Origin of the sequence: Paenibacillus sp. GCM10023250 (genome assembly GCF_042653205.1) — a bacterium.
Taxonomy (GTDB): Bacteria; Bacillota; Bacilli; order Paenibacillales; family Paenibacillaceae; genus Paenibacillus_Z.
Window position 1 is genome coordinate 1 of sequence record NZ_JBHSHY010000039.1, and the last position, 13,398, is coordinate 13,398.

11 protein-coding genes are annotated in these 13,398 nt (G+C 62.9%); 10 read left to right on the plus strand and 1 reads right to left on the minus strand.

Features of this window, described 5'->3' with window-relative positions:
* The 10 genes from ACFPB1_RS22170 to ACFPB1_RS22215 form a co-directional block, all read left to right on the plus strand.
* On the plus strand, nucleotides 1-2,881 hold a 2,881-nt coding region (locus ACFPB1_RS22170; protein ID WP_379228299.1), incomplete at its 5' end, for a S8 family serine peptidase.
* Nucleotides 2,878-3,129 carry a DUF1146 family protein gene (locus tag ACFPB1_RS22175; RefSeq protein ID WP_379228301.1) on the plus strand — a complete coding sequence of 84 codons (252 nt, stop codon included), beginning with the start codon at nucleotides 2,878-2,880 and terminating at the stop codon, nucleotides 3,127-3,129. The genes ACFPB1_RS22170 and ACFPB1_RS22175, both read left to right, overlap by 4 nt.
* A gap of 233 nt (nucleotides 3,130-3,362) precedes the next feature.
* The gene (gene murA / locus ACFPB1_RS22180; RefSeq protein ID WP_379228302.1) at nucleotides 3,363-4,775 is read left to right on the plus strand and encodes a UDP-N-acetylglucosamine 1-carboxyvinyltransferase; all 1,413 of its coding nucleotides are present in this window, start codon (nucleotides 3,363-3,365) and stop codon (nucleotides 4,773-4,775) included.
* A 191-nt stretch (nucleotides 4,776-4,966) separates the two neighbouring features.
* Entirely contained in the window at nucleotides 4,967-6,169 is a 1,203-nt protein-coding gene (gene spoIID, locus ACFPB1_RS22185) for a stage II sporulation protein D (protein WP_379228303.1), read from the plus strand.
* Between the two features lie 187 nt (nucleotides 6,170-6,356).
* Nucleotides 6,357-7,019 (plus strand): peptidoglycan DD-metalloendopeptidase family protein, encoded by a 663-nt coding sequence (locus ACFPB1_RS22190; protein ID WP_379228305.1) that lies wholly within the window; start codon nucleotides 6,357-6,359, stop codon nucleotides 7,017-7,019.
* A 190-nt stretch (nucleotides 7,020-7,209) separates the two neighbouring features.
* Nucleotides 7,210-7,497 carry a sporulation transcriptional regulator SpoIIID gene (spoIIID, locus tag ACFPB1_RS22195; RefSeq protein ID WP_090575384.1) on the plus strand — a complete coding sequence of 96 codons (288 nt, stop codon included), beginning with the start codon at nucleotides 7,210-7,212 and terminating at the stop codon, nucleotides 7,495-7,497.
* Between the two features lie 104 nt (nucleotides 7,498-7,601).
* Nucleotides 7,602-8,612, plus strand: a complete 1,011-nt coding sequence (gene mreB, locus ACFPB1_RS22200; RefSeq protein ID WP_379228306.1) for a rod shape-determining protein MreB — start codon at nucleotides 7,602-7,604, stop codon at nucleotides 8,610-8,612.
* Nucleotides 8,613-8,813: 201 nt separating this feature from the next.
* Nucleotides 8,814-9,680, plus strand: a complete 867-nt coding sequence (locus ACFPB1_RS22205) for a flagellar hook-basal body protein (RefSeq protein ID WP_379228307.1) — start codon at nucleotides 8,814-8,816, stop codon at nucleotides 9,678-9,680.
* A 39-nt stretch (nucleotides 9,681-9,719) separates the two neighbouring features.
* On the plus strand, nucleotides 9,720-10,541 hold the full coding sequence (locus tag ACFPB1_RS22210; protein WP_379228309.1) for a flagellar hook-basal body protein: 822 nt from the start codon (nucleotides 9,720-9,722) through the stop codon (nucleotides 10,539-10,541).
* 11 nt (nucleotides 10,542-10,552) lie between these two features.
* Nucleotides 10,553-10,900: a DNA-directed RNA polymerase subunit beta gene (locus tag ACFPB1_RS22215; protein ID WP_379228310.1), complete on the plus strand. Its 348-nt coding sequence runs from the start codon at nucleotides 10,553-10,555 to the stop codon at nucleotides 10,898-10,900.
* Nucleotides 10,901-10,992: 92 nt separating this feature from the next.
* Here the strand turns inward: ACFPB1_RS22215 and ACFPB1_RS22220 are convergent, their stop codons facing one another.
* On the minus strand, nucleotides 10,993-13,167 hold the full coding sequence (locus ACFPB1_RS22220) for an Ig-like domain-containing protein (protein WP_379228311.1): 2,175 nt from the start codon (nucleotides 13,165-13,167) through the stop codon (nucleotides 10,993-10,995).
* Nucleotides 13,168-13,398 lie beyond the last annotated feature (231 nt).

Below are 13,398 nucleotides of genomic sequence, written 5' to 3' on the forward strand. Positions count from 1 at the left end.
CGCGGCGCTGCTGCTCGCGGGAATGCCGGCGGGGGCGGCTGCGCCCGCCGCGGGGGCCGCTCCCGCGGCCCCGCCGCCTGCGGCGGCGACGGACGGCCCCGGTGGGTCTGCCGTCCCGAATCCGGCCGCCGGCGGCGGCCGCGATGAGCCGCAGCCGCAGGCCTGGCTCATCAAGTGGCGCGACCCCGCGCAGGCGAAGCCGCTGCCGGGCACGCGGGTGCTGCGCCGCCTGGCGCTGCCCGGGGCGGCGATCGACGTGGTCCGCCCCGCGGATGCCGGGGCGGACGCGGACGCGTGGCTCCTCCGGCTGCGCAGCCGGCCGGAGATCGCCTACGTGCAGCCGGTCGGCGCCGTCCGCATGCTCGCGGCCGAGCCGGCCCCGAACGATCCGGAGCTGCCGAAGCAGCAGTACCTGGCGCAAATCGGCGCCCGGGAAGCGTGGAGCAAGGTACGGGAGCAGACCGATCTGACGATCGCGCTGATCGATACTGGCGTGGACCTGAACCATCCCGATTTGAAAGACAATCTAGTCCCCGGCACGAACTTGGTGACGCCGGGCAAGCCGCCGGAGGACGACAACGGCCACGGTACCGCGGTGGCGGGCGTCATCGCCGCCGAGGGCAATAACAAGACGGGCGTCGCCGGCATTTTGTGGCATGCCCGGATCATGCCGGTCAAGGCGCTCGACGCCGACGGCTTCGGCGACGAGGAACGGCTCGGCGAGGCGATTACCTACGCCGTCGACCACGGCGCGCGCATTCTGGTGCTCTCGGTCGGCCTGTACCGCTATTCGCCGTACTTGAAGGAAGTGACGGCGTACGCGGAATCGAAAGGGGCGCTGCTGGTCGCGGCGAGCGGCAACGACGGCGGGACGCTGGAGACCAAAGCGAAGGTGAAGTACCCGGCCGCTTATCCGACGGTGCTGGCGGTAGCCGGCGCCACGGCGGGCGGCGCGCCGGAGACGCGGTCGAACGCGGGACCGGAAATCGATGTCGCCGCGCCGTGGAGCGTATATACGACGGCGGTCGGCGGAGGCTATAAGCAGGAGCAGGGCACCTCCATGGCCGCGCCGCAGGCGGCCGCGGCGGCGGCGCTCGTCTGGGCGCTGCATCCGGGTTACAAACCGTATCAGGTGCGGGCCGTGCTCCGCCAGTCGGCGAAGGACATCGGCACCCCCGGGTTCGATAACCGCAGCGGCTACGGCCTGCTCCGGATCGACAAGGCCGTCGCGGCGGCGCTGCGGCCGGACGCCTACGAGCCGAACGATACCCGCCAGACCGCGAAGCTGTTTCCGCTCGGCAAGCAGATCGCCGCGGAGCTGAGCGGCGGCAAGGACGCGGATTGGTTCCGCGTCGAGGCGCCGTACGACGGCACTGTTGCGATTCAGGTGCAGAGCCTGCCCGTGGCGGGAGAGAGCGCCCCGACGCTGCGGGTGACGCATGCCGGCGACGCCTCGTCCCGGGGGACGCAAGATGCGAAGTTCGGCAACCAAACGGTCACATGGCACGTCAAGAAAGGGAGGAACGATTTCGAGGTGCGGCTGTTCGACGGGGCGAGCGGGCAGCGGCTGGCTTACCTGCTGACCTCCTCCTTCGAAGTCGCGCCGGATGCGTACGAAGTGAACGACAAGCCTTACCAAGCCTACACGCTGGCGCCCCGGTCGCAGCGGATCGTAGGGAACTTTCACCGGACGAACGACGAGGATTGGTACGCAATCCGCTTCGAGGCCGGAGGGACGCTCAAGCTGTCGGCGACGGCGGATTCGGCGCGGCTGGACCTGGGGCTTGCCTACGAACGGCAGGGCGGTACGCTGCTCGAGGAGGACGAGAACGGCGAAGGGGAGGGCGAGGCCTCCCCGCCCATCAACGTAACGCCGGGCACGTATTACATCCGCGTGCGCAACGCGATCTCGGCCCAAGCCAGCCCGGTGCCGGCGCAGTACGCGCTGAACGTTCAGTTCGAGACGCGGCACACGGATCCGAACGAGCCGAACGACAAAGCGTACACGGCGACGAACGTCTCGCCGGGCTCCGGTTATTCCGGGGTGATCGGCAAAGCGGGCGACGCGGATTGGTACCAGCTGCGGATCAGCGGCGAGCGGCTGACGACGCTGCGGATCGGGGGCATCCCGGCGGGCATCGTCATGAAGGCGGAGCTGTTCGATAAGCGGTCGCAGCCGCTCTACGTGCTGCAGTCCGCGCCGGGAGCCGCGTCCATGTCGCGGGAGAAGGTGCTGGCGGCCGGCTTGTATTACATCAAGGTGACCGCGAGCGCCCCGTTCGACAAGCAATACTATGGACTACGGGTTACGGCCGAGACGCTGGCCGCCGGATTCCGGGACATCGGCGGCCATTGGGCCGAATCGGCGGTCACGGCGCTCCGGAAGCAGGGGATCGTCGGCGGCAGCGGGGCGTACCGGTTCGAGCCGGACCGGCCCGTAAGCCGGGCGGAGGCGGTATCGATGCTGACGCGGGCGTTCCCGCCCGCCGCGGGCGGCGCGCGCGCGCTGGTATTCCGCGACGTCGGTGCGGGCCACTGGGCGTACGCGGCGGTCGCGAACGCCTCGCACGCCGGCTGGATCGGCGGGTATCCGAACGGGACGTTCGGACCCGGACGCCCGATCTCGCGCGAAGAGATGGCCGTCGTGCTGCTGCGCGCGCTGAACGTGCGGACCGCCCGCCCGGCCGGGCCGGCCTTCGCCGACGTGCCCGCGGACCGGTGGTCGTCGCCGGCAGTCGCCGCCGTCAAGCGGCTCGGGCTGATGGGCGGCTACGCCGACGGACGGTTCGAGCCGGAGCGCGGCGCGACCCGGGCCGAATTCGCCGCGGTGCTGCTGCGGGCTTTGAACGCCGGGAATCTAGGAGAGAATAGGGAGTCATGAACATGGAACAAGTCGCCGCAACGGCCGGCATGCATGCCTTGCTGTCGATCGTCATCGAGCTGTTCAGCATCGCGCTGGCCTGGATCGTCCTGCAGGAGCTGAAATGGGACACGATTCTGAAGCGTCCCCGCGGAGGGCAGGCCCGTTTGCTGCAGATCGTCCTGTCGATCGTGCTCGGCCACGGATTCGCGTCTTTCGTGCTGGCTTACTGGAACTGGTCGGGGCTGCTCAAGGGCATTGTCGAATAACAACCCGGAAACATGTAAACAATGGGGAATAGATAACGGTCCGAAAGTCGAAATCGCTTGCGAATGATATAAAAATGGGCCAAAAATAGGTCAAAAATCCGTCTTTCGACAGGCAGAAAATAACGCTTGTCGATTCCTGTAAGCGGATGGTAAGATGTAATTTGGGTATGGATCGATCTACCAAATATTTCCTCAATTAAAAGAATCTACTGCACGCGGAGGGAAACCTTAAGATGAGCAAAATAATCGTCCGCGGCGGCAAGCGACTATCCGGATCTGTCCGCGTAAGCGGCGCAAAAAACGCCGTACTGCCGATTCTCGCTGCCACGTTACTCGCCCAGAACGGCGAAAGCGTCATCCACGACGTACCTGATCTCGATGATGTCATGACCCTTCAACAAGTGCTTTCCGCGCTGGGTGGAAAGCTGACATATGATAATGAGACCATGCGCATTTCCGCTGAACGGCTCGTATCGTTCGAAGCCCCGTACGAATGGGTGCGCAAGATGCGCGCTTCGTTCCTCGTCATGGGGCCGCTTCTTGCCCGCCTCGGCCGCGCCCGCATCGCCCTTCCCGGCGGCTGCGCTATCGGCACCCGTCCAATCGACCAGCATCTGAAAGGCTTCGAAGCGATGGGCGCGGAGATCGTGCTCGGCCAAGGCTTCATTGAAGCGCGTTCCGAAGGCAGGCTGAAGGGCGCCAAGATCTATCTGGACGTCGCCAGCGTCGGCGCCACGGAGAACATCATGATGGCGGCCGCGCTCGCGGAAGGCATCACCACGATCGAGAACGCGGCCAAGGAGCCGGAGATCGTGGATTTGGCCAACTACCTGAACGCCATGGGCGCGATCGTCCGCGGCGCGGGCACGGGCGTGATCCGAATCGAAGGCGTCGAGACGCTCAGCGGCGTTGTGCATACCGTGATCCCCGACCGTGTGGAAGCGGGTACTTATATGATCGCGGCGGCCATGACCGGCGGCGACGTGCATATCGAGGGCGCGATCGCCGACCATCTGGCGCCGGTGATCTCGAAGCTGCAGGAAATGGGCGTCGGCGTCGTCGAGACGGACAGCGGCATCCGCGTCACGGCGGCCAAGCGGCTGAAGTCCGTGGACGTCAAGACGCTGCCGTACCCGGGCTTCCCGACCGACATGCAGTCGCAGATGATGGCGCTGTTGATGATTTCCGAAGGCACGAGCATCGTAACGGAGACGGTATTCGAGAACCGGTTCATGCACGTGGAAGAGTTCCAAAAGATGAACGCGCATATTAAAGTGGATGGCCGTACCGCGATCGTCACCGGCGGCACGCGGCTGACCGGTGCCAAAGTCACGGCGACCGACCTGCGCGCCGGAGCCGCGCTCGTGTGCGCGGCGCTCTGCGCGGACGGCGAGAGCGAGATCAGCGGCATCCATCACGTGGACCGCGGATATGTCGACATTACGGGCAAGCTGGCGGCGCTGGGCGCGGACATCTACCGCGATCAAGAGGCGGAAACGGCTCAACCGCTCTACGCCAAGGTGCTGGAAGGCGTGGCCGCGGTGCTCGAAGAGCCGGAACCGGCGATCGTGGCGGCGCGGGCGCAAGAGCCGGCGAAGCGGGAGAAAGAGCTGCCTCGCATTAAAGCGCAGCCGACTTGGGCGTAACCCTCCGCCTACCAAAAGACCCTATTTTCACTCCTCTTTCGGGAGAAGCGAAAATAGGGTCTTTTCTCGTTTGCACGCCAGACCGGCCGGGTGAAAGCCCGATTCGCGGTACTATCCTATCTTTTCGGTTCATAGACTGTAGTAGGCGGGAAGGAAGGACTCTACAATCGAAGCCGCGAAAGGAGCCGCGCATGAAACGGGCAAGATGGAGGACGGGACGCTCTTATCGTCGTCGATTATGGACAAGGGGCTGGTGGTTCGGGTTTCTATGGGGGCTGCTGCTCGTGCTTCTCGTGAAGGCCGCGGTCCACTGGCTGTCGCCGAACGCGGCCGCGTCCGAGCGCGAGGAGGCGTCATGGACCGCGGCCGAGTCGGCGCGGCCTGAGCAAGAGGCCGAGACCGCCGCGCCGGCGCCGCAAGGCGGCTCGAACGCCAGGGCCGGGGCCGCAGCGCGGCCGGATATGCCGGCGGCGGCCGGTGCGGAGGACGCCGGCGCGGGGGACGCGGACAAGCAGGTCAAGCAGCTGAGCGCGTATGATCGGCTGTGGGTGTCGGTGTATCTGACGAAGGACAAACGGATCGAACATATACCGATCGAGCTGTACGTGCGCGGGGTACTGGCCGGCGAAATGCCGGTCGACTTCGAGCTTGAGGCGCTCAAGGCGCAGGCCATCGCCGCCCGCACGTACATCTACCGGCGGCTGCTGACCGGGGACCGGAGCGGGCTCGGCGGAGAGCGGGAGCGGGAAGCGGACGTGGACGACACGGTCATGAACCAGGCGTACGTCTCGCTGGGCGAGCTGCTGAAGCGGTGGAACGGGAGAGAGAAGGACGCGAACCTCGGCAAGCTGAACGAAGCGGTGGAGCAGACGAAGGGGCTGATCGTCACCTACGGCGGGCAGCCGATCGAGGCGTCGTTCTTCTCCACGAGCAACGGCTACACGGAGAACGCCTCGGATTACTGGGATCTCGACCTGCCGTACCTGCGGAGCGTGGCCAGCCCGTGGGACAAGGCGATCTCGCCGAAGTACGAGCAGACCGTGACGATGAAGCTGAAGGACGCGGCGGCGAAGCTCGGCCTGACGACGGCCGAGGTCCGGAGCATGCGGCTCCTGGGCACGACGCCCGGCGACCGGGTGAAGGACGTCAGAGCCGGCGGCAAGACGCTGACCGGTAGAGAGATTCGCGAGAAACTGTCTCTCGCTTCTTCCGATTTCTCGTGGACGATCGACGGAAATGAGATATCTATCACGACGAAGGGCTACGGCCACGGCGTCGGCATGAGCCAGTGGGGCGCTGACGGCATGGCCAAGGAAGGCGCAACGGCGCGGGAAATTCTGGCGCACTACTACACGGGCACGAAGGTCGTGCAGGCGTCCGGCGTGCTAGACTAGCGCGCGAACCGCTAGTTCTAACAATCTCAAAAAATGTCAATCCCTCACGTATAAACTGCTAGGTTGTGGCAACAATGGCTAGTGAGGTGATTGAACAATGAGTGATAACAAATCCAAGTTCAATGAAGAAGCTCCCAAAAACGTTCTGGGAGGCAATGCCGTCAAACCGTCTGCGTGGAGAAAACTGATGGCTAAAAAATGGGCAGCACCATCAGCGTTTCTAGCCGCCGCAGCAATCATCGTAACCTTAATGTGGCTCTATGGGGGAGCCGGGGAGACAGAGAAACCGGCCAGCACGACCGTAGATACCACGCAAGAGGGAACGGATGAGCAAACGCTCGACGAGCAGCCGCCGGCAGAGACCGACAAGGCGATCCAGCAATCGGCGAGCGAAGTCATGAAATGGCCGGGCGACAAGAGCCAGCTCGACGTCGTAGCGCCGTTCTACGATGCCAAGGCCAGCAACGAAGACCGCCTGGCCGCTTGGGTCGACGGTCCGGACAACACGCTCGTTCCGAACATGGGCGTCGACCTCGGCAAGGACGACAAGGCGTTCGACGTCATGGCAGCACTCAGCGGCGTCGTTACCGTCTCCGAGAAGAATCCGGTCAACGGCAACGTGGTGCAAATCAAGCATGCCGACGGGCTCGTGACGATTTACAACAGCCTGAGCGACGTGCAGGTCAAAGTCGGCGACGAAGTGAAGCAGGGCGACGTCATCGCCAAAGCGGGCCGCAGCGAGCTGGAGAAGGACCTCGGCGTCCATCTGCACTTCGAAGTGCGCAAGGACGGCAAGCCGGTTAACCCGGCCACGCTGATCGAAACAGCGAGCGCGGACGCGCAGCAATAAGCGTTACGGCAAGGCGGCAACCGGCCGCGAACCCTTCCGAAGGCGGGAATTTCCCGCCTTCTTTTTTGCGTTTCGGAGACTTGTTTGAAAATAATCGCAATTCTTGGGCTTGTCACGCTTGGACATAAAGAATATATACCCGTACCCCTCATATAATGTACCAAACTATCTCGAGTAGGGAGGCGGGAGCGTGCACGATTACATCAAAGAACGGACCATAAAAATCGGCCGTTGCATCGTCGAGACGAAGCATACGGTACGAACGATCGCGAAAGAATTCGGCGTCTCCAAGAGCACGGTGCACAAGGATTTGACCGAGCGCTTGCCGGAGATCAATCCCGATCTGGCGGACCAGGTGAAGCATATCCTGGAATACCACAAATCGATCCGGCACCTTAGGGGAGGAGAAGCCACCAAGATCAAGTATAAGAAGAGCTCCGGACGCAAGCGCGAAGTCCTGGCCGCGGCAAAATCGTAAGCGATTTTTTCTACAAAAATAGAGGATTTTCGTACCCTTCAGCGAATACTATACGGGATGTGGATTGCACTCGACTATTATTCGCGCTGGAGGACTTCAGACTTATGTTTAGCAAGGATATCGGGATAGACTTGGGAACGGCAAATGTGTCCATTCACGTGAGAGGGAAGGGCGTCGTACTGGATGAGCCTTCGGTCGTGGCGATCGAAAGCGAAACCAAGCGCGTGCTTGCCGTGGGTGAAGAAGCGTATCGGATGGTAGGACGGACCCCTGGAAACATCATTGCCATCCGACCGCTTCGCGACGGCGTCATCGCCGATTTTGAAATTACGGAAATCATGCTGAAGGCCTTCATTGATCGCGTCGGCGGCCGTTCCTGGTACAGCCGCCCTCGCATTCTTATTTGCGCGCCGACGAACATCACGTCCGTCGAGCAAAAAGCAATCCGGGAAGCCGCGGAGCGCAGCGGCGCCAAGGACGTGTTCCTCGAGGAAGAACCGAAAGCGGCCGCCATCGGCGCCGGCATGGACATTTACCAACCGAGCGGCAACATGGTCGTCGACATCGGCGGCGGCACGACGGACGTGGCGGTGCTCTCGATGGGCGACGTCGTTACCGCGTCGTCGATCAAGGTCGCAGGGGACAAGTTCGACGAGGCGATCTCGAAGTATATCAAAAACAAGTACAAGCTCCTGATCGGAGAACGGACAAGCGAGGACATCAAGATCAAGATCGGCACTGTGTACGACAATGGGTTCCGGGACGAGATCGATATCCGCGGGCGCGACATGGTCACGGGCTTGCCGCTGACCGTCACGATCTACTCGGACGAAGTGCGCGAGGCGCTCTGGGAACCGGTATCCTCCATCGTCTCGGCGGCCAAATCCGTGCTGGAGCGGACGCCTCCGGAGCTCTCGGCAGACATCATCGACCGCGGCGTCATCCTGACGGGCGGCGGCGCGCTGCTGGGCGGTCTGGACGCGCTGCTCGCGGAAGAACTGAAGGTGCCGGTGCTGATCGCCGAAGATCCGATGCACTGCGTCGTGAAAGGGACAGGCCTGCTGCTTGACCATCTGGACCGCACGCCTCGGCGGGCGGGAGCCTCCAAGCGTTAGCATCGAACCGCATAGACGCGAATAGATCGACAGCCGGTGTTCGGGTAGGGCGCCATAGGGGGGCGCGCCGAGGGGCATCGGTCGCAGAATAGGTCTTCAGGCATAGATCCCGTCTATTCAACGCGAAGCGGCGTTATCCGATATTATCGGTAGGATAACGCGCGCGATCGGATCGATCGGCAAGCGCCAGGAGGTTTCGCCATGCTAAGAGGACTGTACGCGGCTGCGGCGGGAATGATTTCGCAGCAGAACAGGCATGATACCATCACCAACAATATCGCCAATATGAATACGCCGGGCTATAAACAGAACTATGCGGTTACCCATTCTTTCCCGGATATGCTCCTTCGTATGACGGGGTCGCGGGACGTGGACAACGGCCAAACGGTCGGCAGGCTGAGCACCGGCGTCTTCGCCGAAGAGAGCCTGCAGGTCAACTTGCAAGGGGATCTGATGCAGACGAACCGCTTCAGCGATTTCGCCATCGTCTCGGACATCCAAGTGCCGGGCGTGGCGTTCGATGCCTCCGGCAAGGCGCTGACGGCCGACGGCGGGGTGATCTTCCAGCCGCAAGCGTTCTTTGCGGTGCAGAACAGGGACGGCGAGACCCGCTATACGCGCGACGGCCAGTTCCAACCGGACGAGCAGGGTTATCTGACGATGCCGGACGGCTCCCGGGTGCTCGGCGCGGACGGTCGGCCGTTCCGGCTGCCGGACGGCGTCACGGTCAATGACCTGGCGATCACAGCCGACTACCGGCTCGTGAATCCGCTGACGGGCGCGAGCGCGGGACAGCTGCTCATCGCGCGCGTGGACGATCCGAACAAGCTCGTCCGCGAAGGCGACGGCAAGTTCAAGCTGGCGGACGGCGAGACGGGCGTGCGTCCCGTGAACGCGGGAGACCGCGTCGAAGTGCGGCAGGGCTACGTGGAGCGATCCAACGTCGACGCCGCCCAATCGATGGTCGACCTCATGTCGGCGGCGCGCGCGTACGAAGCGAACCAGAAGGTCATTCAGTTTTACGATAAAAGCATGGATAAAGCGGTCAATGAAATCGGACGCGTCTAACGCGGCGTACTGGCGCGCAAGGCAGGGGAGGCTATGGGAATGAACGGCTCGATGATCAGCGCGATGGCGTCCATGAGCGGCTTGCAGCAGAAGCTCGACATGCTGGCGGACAACATCGCGAACGTGAATACGGTAGGCTACAAACGAAAGGTCGGCACGTTCGAGGATCTGCTGACGACGCTGAAGGAACAGCCCCAAGCGTTCGAGCAGCCCGGACGGCTGACGCCGCTCGGCTTCAACCAAGGCTGGGGCTCGCGTCTTACGATGATCGAACCGGACTTCTCCCAAGGGCCGCTTCGGCAGACGGATCAACCGTTCGACGTCGCCATCGAGGGCAACGCGTTGTTCCAGGTGCAGGTCGACGAGGCCGGGCACCTCGCCTACACGCGCGGCGGCTCGTTCGATACGACGTTTACCCGCAACGGCATCAATATATTGACGACGAAGGACGGCTATCCGGTCTCCTCCGCCGATAACCAAGCGATTGAAATCCCGCCCGACGTCCAAGACGTCCGAATCGACGCCTCCGGCATCGTCTTCGGCACGCTTCCGGGCGGCACGATCATGCAGCTCGGCCGGCTGAAGCTGGTGCAGGCGGACAAACCGGGACTGCTGACGCAGGTTGCGGACAATCTGTTCGCGGTGGCTGACGGCGTACAGGCAAGCGACGTCCTGCATGACGTCACGGCCGGTGCCGGATCAAAGATCGCCATCAAGCAAGGATACCTCGAACAGTCCAACGTCGTTTTAGCCGACGAAATGACGGACTTGATCAGTGTGCAGCGGGCCTATCAACTCAGCGCCAGAGCCTTGACCTCAAGCGATACAATGATGGGACTGGCTAACAATCTGCGCGCTTAGGAAATGAGTGAATGCCTATGGATTCAAAAAAAGAAACGGCCGCCGGCCTGGAAAGCATCGCGCCCGCGGAGCGGGGCGGCCTGACTGGACCGGCGTCAGATAAAGCCCGCAGCGGCGCTAGGCGGCCGGAGCGGGAAGCCGGCTCGGCGAAGGCGAAAGCGAAGCCGCGCAAGAAACGCCATCCGGCGGTGCGCGCGCTGCGCTGGACGCTGCTGAAGAGCATTGTGCCGGTGCTGTGCATCCTGGCCGTGCTCGGCGGGATGTATATCGGGTATGCAGTGCTCGGCAAGCACCCGGGGAGCGAAATTTTCCAAATCGCGACATGGAAGCATATGTACGACTTGGTTTTTGCGGGCTAGACGCCGCAAGAACGCATGAAAGCCTGCCAGGTTTCTCCGGGCAGGCTTTTTTGCGTTTCGGGATCAGGCGCCTTGGACCGCAGCCTAGGCGATTATGGTTTCACGGTGACGCGGATGCTGACCGTCTTGCCTTCCAGCGTGCCGCGGATGTACGTGGTGCCTTTGGCGGCCGCGGTAATGACGCCGTCCTGAACGGTGGCGACCCGGTTGTTGCCGGTCGTCCACGCGGCGGCTTTGGTGACGTCGCCGTTACGGCCGCCCTCGTACTCGCCGGTCACTTTCACCGCTTGGCTCGCGCCGGGCGCAAGCGTCAGCGTTTTAACCGTCGGGATCAGCTTCTTCAGCTTCCCGACGACGGTGATAGAGAGGACGACGGACTTGCCTTGGTAGGAGCCGGTCAGCTTGCCCGTGCCTTCTTTTAACGTCTTAATGGAGCTTCCCTTGACCGCCGCCAGCGCTTCGGGATCCATCGTCCAGTTCATTTTCGACGTGAGCGAGACGGACTTGCCGCTCTTGTAGACGCCAGTGACTTTAAGCGTATAGCTGCGTCCCGGGCTGAATACGGGCGCGCTGTTGTCGACGAGCAGCTTCTTGATTTCTTCCTCGATCGTGACGCGTACCGTCGCGGACTTCCCAAGGTAGGAAGCGGTCAGCGTGACCGAGGACGCTTGGATGCCCTTCACGTTCGGCGTCTTGACGATCAGGTTCGGCGACGAGCTCTTCCACGTCACGAGCGATGTGACGTCTTCTTCGTCGCCGCTTGCGTAGGTCATCGTCATGGCCGGGAGCTTCGCTTCTTTGCCGAGCACGACGGACAGGTTCGATTGGTCGGCCGTCAGCAGCAGCGGCTGCTCGTGCACGGTGACCTTGATCGTCACGGTTTTGGACCGGATGCTGCCGGTCAGCGTGGCGGTGCCGGTCTTCTTCGCTTTCCATTTGCCGTCGACTTTAGCGAACACGTCCGTGTTGCTGCTGGTCCAATTGACGAGGCTCGAGACGTCCACCTTCTCGTCGGCGAGGGTCGTCGCCGTAATCTTCGGCAGCGTAACGGCGTCATCCAGGAACACGTCGATCGCGTCCTTCGCAGCTGTCATGCTCGCGACCGTCGGGTAGACCGTGACGTTCACTTGCTGCGTGACGCCCTTGTAGGACACCTTGATCACGGTGCTCCCGATCCCCTTCGGCGTGACGACGCCTTTATCGACCGTGGCGGCATAGACGTTGCTGGACGTCCAGTCGGCGATGTCCGTAACGGTAATCGGTTCTTCGCCGCCGTTTTGGACGACGGCCGTGAACGCGACCGGCTCGTCCTTCAGCGTCAGGTTCTGGTCGTCCTTCGGCGTCAGACGCATCGCTTCATAGGCCGGGCGGACGACGACGGTCACGCTGCCGCTCGCGCCGAGGTAAGTCGAGGTGATCGTGGCGGTACCGTTGCCGACGGGCGTGACGACGCCCTTGTCGACCGTGACGACGGACGCGCTGCTGGTCGTCCAGGCAGCTTCGCTTGTCACGTCCTCCGTGGCGCCTGCCGTTGTCAGCGCCGTGGCCGTCAGCGATTTGGCGTTATCGCCGTACGTGAATTCCATCAGGCCGCCCGGCATGACCGAAAGCGACTTGTACGGCGACGTCACGGTCAGCTTGACCGTGTCCGAGCGGCCCTTGTATTTGGCGGTAATCGTCGTCGTGCCGGCCGTGAGCAGCGTGATCTCGCCGTCCTCGACGGTCGCGACGCCCGTGCTGGAGCTGGTCCACGCCGCGTCTTTCGTGACGTCCCGGTCGGACGAACCGCTCTTCGCGGCGGAGAGGCCGTAGGCGAGCTTGTCGCCGAGCTTGACGTCAACCGCGGAATCTACGGCCGAGCCGTCATTCTTGATCGTCACGCTGTCATATAAATAATCAACGGAGACGGGCAAAGACACCTTGAAGCCCTTGTACGTCGCGGTAACGGTGGCGGACCCCTTGGCGACCGCGGTGAGCAGGCCGCTCGTCACTTTGACGATCGCGGAGTTCGAGGTGGACCAGGCGGCATCCGTCGTGACGTTCTTCAAGGAAGCGGAGCCGGAGATCGAGGCGAGCGCGTCCAGCTGCAGCGCGTCGTCGTCGATATAGAGGCGGGCCGGGGACGGCGGGTTGTCGAAGGAAAGGCCGGTGACGGTATCCTCGGCGTAAGCGAGACTTGCGAAGGAAGACAGCGTCAGGACGATGGCGAGCAGGGCCGTAAGCCAGGGCTTGAATGGGACGGGAGCGGCAGATGCGTTCTTGCGCATGCGGATTCAATACCTCCAAGTACGTGAATGTGCCCTTATTAATAGAAGCGTTTTTTGCAGACCGTGCGGCTTCGATGGCAAAGGGCGAACGGGACGCCGGCGAAAGGCCGGACAACCGGTTCGTCTAGTCTCTTTAATTAACGGCTCGGAGGGCCGGATTATGAAGGCATGACGCGATTTCTGACAAAATTAGTTTAACGTACAGGCGGGGCGGCCAGGCGGCGGGGAAGC

Bases quoted from the DNA above. Each gene is read 5' to 3' on its own strand.
- ACFPB1_RS22175 (WP_379228301.1), top strand. From the start codon at position 2,878: ATGAACATGGAACAAGTCGCCGCAACGGCCGGCATGCATGCCTTGCTG.
- murA (WP_379228302.1), top strand. From the start codon at position 3,363: ATGAGCAAAATAATCGTCCGCGGCGGCAAGCGACTATCCGGATCTGTC.
- spoIID (WP_379228303.1), top strand. From the start codon at position 4,967: ATGAAACGGGCAAGATGGAGGACGGGACGCTCTTATCGTCGTCGATTA.
- ACFPB1_RS22190 (WP_379228305.1), top strand. From the start codon at position 6,357: ATGGCTAAAAAATGGGCAGCACCATCAGCGTTTCTAGCCGCCGCAGCA.
- mreB (WP_379228306.1), top strand. From the start codon at position 7,602: ATGTTTAGCAAGGATATCGGGATAGACTTGGGAACGGCAAATGTGTCC.
- ACFPB1_RS22205 (WP_379228307.1), top strand. From the start codon at position 8,814: ATGCTAAGAGGACTGTACGCGGCTGCGGCGGGAATGATTTCGCAGCAG.
- ACFPB1_RS22210 (WP_379228309.1), top strand. From the start codon at position 9,720: ATGAACGGCTCGATGATCAGCGCGATGGCGTCCATGAGCGGCTTGCAG.
- ACFPB1_RS22215 (WP_379228310.1), top strand. From the start codon at position 10,553: ATGCCTATGGATTCAAAAAAAGAAACGGCCGCCGGCCTGGAAAGCATC.
- ACFPB1_RS22220 (WP_379228311.1), bottom strand. From the start codon at position 13,167: ATGCGCAAGAACGCATCTGCCGCTCCCGTCCCATTCAAGCCCTGGCTT.